Origin of the sequence: Pengzhenrongella sp., assembly GCF_036565025.1 — a bacterium.
In the GTDB taxonomy this organism is placed as follows: domain Bacteria; phylum Actinomycetota; class Actinomycetes; order Actinomycetales; family Cellulomonadaceae; genus Pengzhenrongella.
Genome location: NZ_DATCNW010000106.1, coordinates 1 through 9274 on the forward strand (window position 1 = coordinate 1; position 9274 = coordinate 9274).

A 9274-nucleotide genomic window follows, 5' to 3' on the forward strand; every position below is an offset into this window, starting at 1 on the left:
GCGGTGAACGCCTCGGCGTCGAGGTCGGGGCGGCCGAGGTAGCCGGTCGCGAGCATGGGGCCGGCGAGCAGCACCCGGCCGTCGTCCTCGAGGCGGACCCGGACGCCGTCGAGCGGCACGCCGTCGTACACGCAGCCGCCGCAGGTCTCCGACATGCCGTAGGTCGTGCGCACCGCGAGACCCGCGGTGCGCGCGCGGGCCAGCAGCGCCGGGCTGGTCGCCGCGCCGCCGAGCAGCACGGCGTCGAACCTGGTGAGGGCGGCGAGGCCCGCGCCGGCGTCGTCGAGCAGGCGGTGCAGCTGGGTGGGGACGAGGGAGACGTACTGGCGCGGGCCGGTCAGCCGGGCGGCGTCGGCCGCGAACGCGTCGGGGCGGAACGGTCCGGGTGCGGCGGCGATCGGGTCCGTGCCCGCGAGGATCGATCGGACCAGCACCTGCAGCCCCGCGATGTGGTCCGGCGGGAGGGCCAGCATCCACTGCGCGGGGCCGCCGAGGCGGGCGTCGGTGGCCGCCGCCGAGGCGCGCAGCGCGGCCGCCGAGAGCATCACCGCACGCGGCTCGCCGGTCGAGCCGGACGTCGCCACGACGAGCGCGACGTCGTCGGGCACGGTGGGGTCGGGCTCGGGGGATGGGCGGGATCCGTCGCCCGGAGCCGGGGTGTTCGACGACGCGAGGACCGCCGGGACCTGACCGGCGAGCGCGGCGCGCAGGGCCGCGAGCAGGCGGTCGAGGTATGCGGGACCGGCGGGCACGGATCGAAGCGGTCGACTCACCGGGCAAGGGTAGGTGCTGGATCGGAGGTTCTCGCAGGTGCACGCCGTAGAGTGACGCCGATCACCGGCCCCGAGCACCGGTGCGAGGAGAGTGCGACGTGCCCATCACCATCGTCCGATCCGCCCGCCGGCGCCCGCTCGTGGTGCTCGCCGCCGTCACGGGTCTCCTCGCGCTCGCGGCCTGCGGCGGCGGCGCGCCGACCGTGCCCGAACCTCGCACGGCGGGACCGGACATCAAGGTCGACAAGAGCGCGCCGCCGAAGCCTGCGGTGCCGGCGACCTGGCCGCTCACCGGGGTCGCGGCCAGCAAGCCCGCGAACCGGCCCGCGCTGTCGGTGAAGATCGAGAACCCGCGCGAGGTCCGGCCCCAGACCGGGCTGGACCAGGCCGACATGGTGTGGGAGCAGGTCGTCGAGGGTGGCGTGACGCGGTACGTCGCGGTCTTCCACTCCCAGGTGCCCGCGGTGGTCGGCCCGATCCGGTCGGTGCGGCCGATGGATCCCGCGATCACGGCGCCGATGCACGGGCTGCTCGCGTTCTCGGGCGGGCAGCCGGGCTTCGTCGCGGCCGTCAAGGCCGCCAACGTCCAGGCGATCAGCAACGACGCCGGCAACCCCGGCTTCTACCGGACCCATCCGCGCCCCGCGCCGCACAACGTGTTCGGCACGCCGTCGACGTTCTGGGGCCAGGCCGACGCCTCGCACAAGAACTCACCGCCCGCGCAGTTCCCGTTCGCGCGGATCGCCGACAAGGCCACGGCCGTGGTCTCGGGGAAGCCGACGTCGTCGGTGCAGATCAAGATGTCGGGCTACTCCCAGCCGAGCTGGACCTGGGACGGCCCGAGCGGCATGTGGCAGCGGTCGGAGGCGGGCGTGCCCGCGACGGCGGCGTCGGGCGCGCGGCTCGCGGCCCGGAACGTGATCACGCTGCGGGTCCAGCTCGTCGACTCCGGCACGCGGGACCCCGCGGGCAACGTCGTCCCGGAGACCAAGCTGGTCAGCAAGGGCGAGGCCCTGGTCGCGACCGGCGGCAGGTCGATCGCCGCGACCTGGTCCAAGGTCTCGCTCGGCTCGCCGGTCGTGCTGACGGCCGCGGACGGATCGATCGTGAAGCTCGCGGCCGGGAAGACCTGGATCGAGCTGGTCCCGATCGGGTCGGGGTCGGTCACCCGGACGGTCTCCGCCGGCTGACGGCGCCGTCGCCGACGAGCCGCGAGCGCGCTCATGCCGAGCGCAGACGGCAGCCTGGGCCGTGTGACGGATTCGCCCCGAGATGGGAGCATCTACCGGTGACCACGACCCAAGAGCACATCGTCCGCCGGTCGATCCTTCGCCGACCGACCGCGAGCAAGGTCCCGGAAGTGGCCGTGGTCTTCTGGGTGACGAAGGCCCTCACGACCGGTATGGGCGAGTCGGCCTCGGACTTCCTCGTGCACTCGATGGCGCCGGTGCTCGCGGTGGCGCTGGGCGCCGTCGCGTTCACGGGCGCCCTGAGCATCCAGTTCTGGGCGCGCCGGTACGTGCCCTGGATCTACTGGCTCACGGTGGCCATGGTCGGCGTCTTCGGCACGATGGCCGCCGACGTCCTGCACGTCGGGTTCGGGGTGCCCTACTTCGCATCGAGCGCGTTCTTCGCCCTGGCCCTGGCCCTCGTCTTCATCCTCTGGTACCGCACCGAGGGGACCCTGTCGATCCACAGCATCCATACCACCCGGCGCGAGGTCTTCTACTGGGCGGCCGTGATGACCACGTTCGCGCTGGGAACCGCCGCGGGTGACATGACGGCCGTCACCCTGCACCTGGGTTACCTCAACTCGGGGATCATGTTCGCCGTCGTGATCGCGATCCCGGCCCTCGCCTGGCGGCTTGGCCTGAACTCGGTCCTGACGTTCTGGTTCGCCTACGTCGTCACCCGCCCGTTCGGGGCCTCGTTCGCGGACTGGATGGGTGTCTCACCCGAACGCGGCGGCCTCGACCTCGGACCAGGCCCGGTGAGCCTGGCCCTCGTCGTACTGATCATCGGCTTCGTCGCCTACCTGACCGTGGCACGCCGGCGCGACGCGGCGGCCGACCAGGCGCCGAGCGGCATCGAGATCGAGAACCAGGCCACCGCCGTTCCCGCTCGGGCAGAGCCGTAGGCCCGGAGCCCGCGCAGCTCCGGCCACCCGATCTGGACCTGTGCAATGACGCGGGGCTGAGTTCAACCCGCTGACCTGGGCAGAGACTTCGGCGAGCCCGTCTTCCAGTACTCGCTGCGCGAGGGAATCGAGGACGGGTACCTCGCGCCCTACCGGGTCCGGCTGGTCCTGCTCGACATCGATGCGCACGGGTGGTCGCCGGAGCGGGGTCGGATCGATCGTTTTGGGCGTGGGATCCCGGAAGGGATGAACACGACCAGAGAGTTCGAGCGGTTGGTCTCGCTTCTCGACCGCACCGAGACCGTCGCTCAGCATCTGGTGCAAGTGCTGGTCTGCAATCGGGAGGCGAAGGCGATCGTCTTCTGCGTGGACGCCGAACACGCCCAGCAGATGCGCCAGTCCCTCATCAACGCCGATCCAGCGCGGAGCGCGCTCGAGCCGGAGTGGGCCGTGCGTATCGTCGGGACCGAACCGGAGAAGGACCGGCTCCTCGAACAATCGTCGACCCCGAACGGGATGTCCCCGCGGTCGCGACGACGGCTCGGTTGGGTGGCCTCGTCGGCCGAGGTGGATGTCCGGTTCGTGCGTCACTACCTGACCTCCCGTCAGGGAGTCGAAGCTCTGCTTGCCGCGTCCCCCGGTTCGGCTGGTCGAAATCGGACTTTGGGCATCGCTGCCTTCAGTAACTTGGAGATCCCGGTTCCAGATCGCGCGAGTCAGCAGAGGTTGATCTCACGTCATGGCCGCCTCGACCGTGTGCGAGCGCTCCATAGCCAGCGCACGCGCCTCGCCACTGCTCTTCTGCCGGCCGCCCGCAACGAGGAGTTCTCGCGACTGACCGCGTGACCGCGCCACCTTCTCGTTCACCGTCACAGCCCGCTTCGCCACTCGCCGCCCGCGACAACCACATGGTCGAGAAGTCGAAGCCCGCACCGCTCCGCGGCGTCGGCGAGCGCCGTCGTCGTCCGGCGGTCGTCGGCGCTCGGGGTGGGGTCCCCGTTCGGGTGGTTGTGTGCCACGGCGAAGGCGACTCCGTCGCGGCGAAGCACTTCGGTAAGGATCTCCCGCAACGGCAACGCCGAGAAGGACGCTCCGCCCTCGGCGACGACCGTCGTGGCGAGCACCCGATTTCCGGCGCCGCACACCACGAGAACCACGCGTTCGCGCGCGCGCCGCTCGAGGAGCGGCCGGACCAGACGGGCAATGTCCGCCGATGTCCGCACGGCGTCGTGCGGCGGAACTGCGGCACTACAACGCCTCGCCAGGGCGAGCGAGGCGACCACTCGCGCGCCCTTGCCTGCGTCGATGCCGGACGACCGCCCGAGAGCGACGACATCGCGGGTGGCGAGCCCCGCGATCCCGCCGTGCTCGTTCAGCAGCTCGTGAGCGAGCTCGATCGAACTCACTCCGGGACGACCCGTCCCGAGCACGAGGGCGAGCAGTTCGGCGTCGGTCAGCGCGTCCGGTCCGAGCGCGATGAGTCGCTCGCGCGGGCGTTGGTCGGCGGGTAGCTGCGCAATCGTGGGCAGCCCGGTCCGGTTCATCGTTCGACGCTAGGCCAATTGACGACGCAGCCACCCGTCGTCCACAGGCCCGTCATCATCGTCAGAAGTAGCGCGCACCAGGGCGCGCGCTGCGTCTGACAAGTCGGCGGTCAGCCCTCCCAGGGGGCGAGCACGACGCCGTCCGGGGCATCGAGGAGCTCGGCGCTGCCGTCGGCGGCGACCCGGACGCCGAACTCCTGGCCGGCGAACCGCAGCCCGCGCACGGTCATCGCGCCGTACGCCGCGGGGCGGCACGGGCTCAGGTGCAGCACCCCGGCCGGCGCGTCGGGCTCGAAGCCGAGCGCGACGGAGATCAGCACCGCGGCCGACGCCGCTGACCACGCCTGCGGGCGGCACGACGCGGGGTAGGGGACGGGCCGGCCCAGGACGCCGTCGCCGCCGTACAGCTCGGGCCAGCGGCCGTCGAACACGCTCGAGGAGTTGAGCAGCGTGCGGGCCATCGCGGTGGCCTCGGTCCGGTAGCCCTCGCGGAGCAGCCCCCACGCGCAGATCGCGGTGTCGTGGGTCCAGATCGAGCCGGTGTGATAGCCGATCGGATTGAACCCGCCGTTGTCGCGGGCGAGGGTCGAGACGCCGAACGGCCCGAGCAGCGGGGCGGACGTGAGGGTCGCGCTCACCCGGGCGACCTCGTCGGCGTCGAGCGTGCCGGTGCCCAGCACGTGGCCCATGTTGGACGCCTTCCCGTCGACGCTGCGGCCCTGCCCGTCCACGGCGATGGCGAGGTAGCGATCCGCCTGCTCGCCGACCCAGAACGAGTCGCGGACGCGCGTGCGAAGGACTGTGGCCCACGTGCGGAGGGCCTCACCGCCGTCGTCGCCGAACGCGTCGAACAGCGCCGCGGCGGCGTCGGCGGCCTCGATCGCGTACGCCTGCGCCTCGACCAGCGCGATCGGTGCCTCGGCGACCACGCCGTCGCGCCAGCGCACCGCGTCGCTGGAGTCCTTCCAGCCCTGGTTCGCGAGCCCCGTGCCCGAGCGGTCGATGTAGCGCAGCAGGCCATCGCCGTCGGGCGTGGAGAAGTCGGTCAGCCACCGGGCGGCGGCACGCAGCTGGGGGAGCAGCGCCTCGACCTGCGCCGCGGGCATGCCCCAGCGCCAGGCGTCGTGCAGCAGCACGACCCACAGCGCCGTGGCGTCGATCGTGCCGTAGTACGTCGAGGGGAGGGCCAGGCCGCTGGGCAGCGGATCGGCGGATGCCGTCCGGCGCAGCTCGTGCGGGATCTTGCCGGGCGCCTCCGCCGTGCGCTCGTCGACCCGGGTGCCCTGTCGGCGGGCGAGGGTGCGCAGGGTGCCCGCGGCGAGCTCGGTGCCGAACGGCAGCATCATCCGCGCGGCCCAGATCGAGTCCCGGCCGAACAGCGTGAGGTACCAGGGGGTCCCGGCGGCGGCGAAGATGTCCGCCGGCGCCTCGGGGTCGGTGAGCAGCAGGTGCCGCAGGTCGTCGAGCGAGGCCTGTACCGCGTGGTCCAGCCGGGGGTCCTGGGCCTCGACGGTGATCCGCGACCAGTCCACCAGGCCCGCGCCGGTGTCCGCGTCGAGGTTGGAGACGGCCAGGCGGCGCACCTCGATCGAGACGCGCACGGTGCCGGGGTGCCCCGGGCTCGCCGCCACGACGAACCGCGCCTCGGCGGGCGCGTCCGCGTCACCCGGGGCGAGGAGCTCCGGGGCGGGCTCGAACCGGATCGTCGTCTCGTGCCGATCGTCGGACCAGCTCAGGCCGAGCCCGTCCGGGGTGAGGCGGGCAGTCAGCGGGGGGCCACCGGGCAGGCCGGCCTTGACCACGCCGACGTCGGCTCCGTCGCCGGCCAGGTGCAGCACGAGACCCGCACGGAGCGGTTCGGGTGCCCGGGAGACCACCTGGAAGGTCTCGCGCAAACCGCTGGGGACGACCTCGCGGCGCCGGTGCACCTCGACCGTGGGGTCGGCGCCCTCGGCGCCGAGGTGGCGCGCGGCAGCCCAGAACTCCGATCGGGCGCCGCTGCTCGCGGACCCCTGGGGAGCGGCGGGCTCGTCGCCGAGCTGCACCGTGAAGCGGCTCAGCACCCGGCTGTCATCGACGTAGAACCCCTGCGCCCCGGGCGGCACGATCTGCCCGTCCGCGCCGCCGACGGCGGTCGAGTTGCCGTTCACGCAGATCGCGAGCTCGTGCAGCCAGGGCTGTCGCGGTGCCATGGGCGGGTCCTGGGGGTGGACGACGTCGAGCATGTGCAGCCTCCGGGTAGAGCGGGCGAAATGGACGACTGATGGGGGTCTTGACAGCAGACCCCTCGGGGGTCCAGTCTCTCCACAGCCGATTTGAGCGCTCAAATGAACGCTCAAATGACACCACGAACGGGTACGGGAGTCAACGATGACGCAGGCCCCGGCCGATCGGCGTCGCGCGACCATCATGGATGTCGCCCACGCCGCGCAGGTGTCCCGCCAGACGGTGAGCAACGTCGTCAACAAGCCGCACCGGGTCGCGCCGGACACCCTGGAGCGGGTCCAGCGCGAGATCGATCGCCTCGGTTTCCGGACCAACCTCGCCGCGCGCTCGCTGAGCCACCGCCGGGCGAACGCGCTGGGCATCGAGCTCAACGCGCTCGGCGCGCGCAGGCTCGGCAACCTCGTCGACCAGTTCCTGGTCGAGCTGACCATCGCCTCGCGGCGGGGCGGCGCGCACCTGGTCCCGTTCGCGGCGGACAACCCGGACGATCCGCTGCCGGCCTACCAGGACCTGCTGGCGAGCCAGCTCGTGGACGCCTTCATCCTCACCGACACCCGGCACGACGACCCGAGGCCGGACTGGCTGCGCGAGCGGGGTATCCCGTTCGTCTCGTTCGGGCGGGTGTGGGACGACCCCAGCTTTTCGTTCTGGGTGGACGTCGACGGCCACGGCGGCACGGTCGCCGCCGTCGAGCACCTGGTCGAGCAGGGGTACGGGCGGATCGGATTCCTCGGCTGGCCCAACGACTCACCGATCGGCGCGGCGCGGCGCGAGGGCTGGCGCTCGGCCACCGAGCGCGCGGGGCGTGCTCACCCCGAGCTGGAAGGGTTCGCCGAGCAGGACATCCAGGCAGCAGCCGCCGCCGCCGGCCCGCTCATCGACGCGATCGGCCGCGGCGGGGCGCTGGTGTGCGCGTCCGACACCCTCGCGACCGGTGCCTGGGCGGTGCTGCGCGACGGGAGCCTGGTCCCGGGCCGCGACTTCGGCCTGGTCGGTTTCGACGACAGTGACCTGGCGAAGTCCTTCGGCTTCACCAGCCTGCGCCAGCCGTTGCAGGCGGTCGCGGAGAGCGTCCTGGAGATCCTCGACGACGCCCGAACGGGCCGGGCCCTCACGACCGAGGGCACCCTCTACCAACCCAACGTGATCCCACGCGGCAGCACCGACCGCCGCAGCACAGCACCGACGCCGTGGTGAGGCTCGACGACGACTGACGCACGAAGCTGCTGTTTCCCAATGAGGGGAAACCGCATCGACACGGAGGAAGAGCACATGAGCAAAGGACACATCCGTCGGGGGTCGGCGGCACTGGCGCTGTGCGCGGCCGGGGCCCTCGCCCTCACGGCGTGCGGCGGTGGCAGCGGGAGCAACTTCGGCGGCGCCACCAAGACCCAGGCGAGCGGTCACGCCAAGCTCACCATCATGATCGGCAGCTCGGGCGACGCGGAGACCAACGCGGTCAAGGCCGCGACGAGCGCCTGGGCAAAGAAGACCGGCAACACCACCGAGGTGATCGTCGCGAGCGACCTCGGCCAGCAGTTCGGCCAGGGCTTCGCGGGCGGCACGCCCCCGGACCTGTTCTACGCCGACGCGTCCCGGATCGGCGACTTCGCCAGCGTGGGCAACCTGTACGCCTACGGCGACAAGGTGAAGGACGAGAACTTCCTGCCATCCCTGGTCGACGCCTTCACCTACGACGGCAAGTTCCAGTGCGCGCCGAAGGACTACTCCACGCTGGCGCTCGAGATCAACACCGACATGTGGACCGCGGCCGGGCTCACCGACGCGGACATCCCGAAGGACTGGGCGGGGCTTGAGACCGTGGCCAAGAAGCTGACGACGGGCAAGGTCACCGGCCTGGTCATCGGCAACGACATCAACCGCGGCGGCGCCTTCATGAAGCAGGCTGGCGGCTGGGTGGTGTCGCAGGACGGCACCAAGATGACGGCCGACTCCCCGGAGAACCTCGCCGGGCTGCAGGAGATCCAGAAGATGATGAAGGCCGGCACGATGAAGTTCAACACCGACACCACGCCGGCCGCCGGGTGGGGCGGCGAGGCGTTCGGCAAGGGCATCGCCGCGATGACGATCGAGGGCAACTGGATCAAGGGCGCCCTGACCAAGGACTTCCCGACCATCAAGTCGCGGACCGTCGAGCTGCCGAAGGGCCCCGCCGGCAAGGGCACCCTGATGTTCAGCAACTGCTGGGGCATCGCCGCCAAGAGCACCCACCAGGAGCAGGCGGTCGACCTGGTGAAGTTCCTGACCAGCACCGACCAGCAGCTGGAGTTCACCAAGGCGTTCGGGCCGATGCCGTCCACGCAGGACGGCATCGCGAAGTTCAAGGAGCAGTACCCGGACGACGCCGCGTTCGCGGCCGGTGGCGACTACGGCCAGGGCCCGGTGAACCTGGCCGGCTTCGACCCGGTGATGGCCGCCTTCAACTCCAAGCTCGCGACCCTCGGCAAGGGCGGCGACCCGAAGGCGATGCTCGCCGAGCTGCAGAAGAACGGCACCGCGGCCCTGGCCGCCAAGTGAGCTGACTGCCTAGATCCGCCCGGACGGCATGCCGGCCTCGTGAGACCGGCATGCCG

General features: G+C 71.9%; 8 protein-coding genes. 5 read left to right on the forward strand and 3 right to left on the reverse strand.

Annotation, left to right across the window (positions count from 1 at the left end; genetic code table 11):
- A partial coding sequence (locus VIM26_RS05965) for an AMP-binding protein (RefSeq protein WP_331949434.1) occupies positions 1-773 on the reverse strand: 773 nt, incomplete at its 3' end.
- A gap of 98 nt (positions 774-871) precedes the next feature.
- On the opposite strand from VIM26_RS05965, the gene VIM26_RS05970 reads away from it, so the two are divergent.
- The 3 genes from VIM26_RS05970 to VIM26_RS05980 all read left to right on the forward strand — a co-directional run bounded on the left by VIM26_RS05970 (position 872) and on the right by VIM26_RS05980 (position 3756).
- Positions 872-1963: a DUF3048 domain-containing protein gene (locus VIM26_RS05970; protein WP_331949435.1), complete on the forward strand. Its 1092-nt coding sequence runs from the start codon at positions 872-874 to the stop codon at positions 1961-1963.
- A gap of 98 nt (positions 1964-2061) precedes the next feature.
- The gene (locus VIM26_RS05975) at positions 2062-2910 is read left to right on the forward strand and encodes a hypothetical protein (RefSeq protein ID WP_331949436.1); all 849 of its coding nucleotides are present in this window, start codon (positions 2062-2064) and stop codon (positions 2908-2910) included.
- Between the two features lie 246 nt (positions 2911-3156).
- A complete protein-coding gene (locus VIM26_RS05980; protein ID WP_331949437.1) occupies positions 3157-3756 on the forward strand; it encodes a hypothetical protein in 600 nt (199 codons plus the stop codon).
- Between the two features lie 23 nt (positions 3757-3779).
- Here VIM26_RS05980 and VIM26_RS05985 read toward each other — a convergent pair whose 3' ends face one another.
- Positions 3780-4454, reverse strand: coding sequence for a JAB domain-containing protein (locus tag VIM26_RS05985; protein ID WP_331949438.1), 675 nt, complete (start codon positions 4452-4454; stop codon positions 3780-3782).
- A gap of 110 nt (positions 4455-4564) precedes the next feature.
- Positions 4565-6646, reverse strand: coding sequence for a glycogen debranching N-terminal domain-containing protein (locus tag VIM26_RS05990; protein WP_331949439.1), 2082 nt, complete (start codon positions 6644-6646; stop codon positions 4565-4567).
- Between the two features lie 178 nt (positions 6647-6824).
- Here VIM26_RS05990 and VIM26_RS05995 point away from each other — a divergent pair, with 178 nt between their 5' ends.
- Positions 6825-7877 carry a LacI family DNA-binding transcriptional regulator gene (locus VIM26_RS05995; protein WP_331949440.1) on the forward strand — a complete coding sequence of 351 codons (1053 nt, stop codon included), beginning with the start codon at positions 6825-6827 and terminating at the stop codon, positions 7875-7877.
- A gap of 75 nt (positions 7878-7952) precedes the next feature.
- Positions 7953-9218 (forward strand): extracellular solute-binding protein, encoded by a 1266-nt coding sequence (locus VIM26_RS06000; protein WP_331949441.1) that lies wholly within the window; start codon positions 7953-7955, stop codon positions 9216-9218.
- Positions 9219-9274 lie beyond the last annotated feature (56 nt).